Origin of the sequence: Rheinheimera hassiensis (genome assembly GCF_022436675.1) — a bacterium.
GTDB classification, from domain to species: domain Bacteria; phylum Pseudomonadota; class Gammaproteobacteria; order Enterobacterales; family Alteromonadaceae; genus Alishewanella; species Alishewanella hassiensis.
This window is the reverse complement of record NZ_JAKUJZ010000061.1, coordinates 1-252: the sequence shown is the minus strand read 5'-3', so window position 1 is coordinate 252 and position 252 is coordinate 1. Positions and strand designations below refer to the sequence as shown.

At 33.7% G+C, this 252-nt stretch carries 1 protein-coding gene; it reads left to right on the top strand.

Features of this window, described 5'->3' with window-relative positions:
- Nucleotides 1–252 (top strand): transposase (locus tag MJX74_RS21645; protein WP_240225086.1); only part of this gene is annotated, 252 nt, incomplete at both ends.

The following is a 252-nucleotide window of genomic DNA, read 5'->3' as shown; positions in this document are numbered from 1 at the left end:
ACAGTATCACAGTTGAATTAATTAAGTATTGTATTGAACATTTGCTTCAAATTGAACAAAGACGCAAGCATATTCTGGCATATATCAAGCAAATTGCACCTAATCCTAAAGATGTCCAAATATATTTATCTGTACCTGGTATTGGCAAGAAGACGGCCTTAAGAATATATGCGGAATTAGGTGATTTAAGACGCTTTAACAATGCTAATCAAGTTGATGCTTTCATTGGAATTGATCCTGGTGAATCTCAAT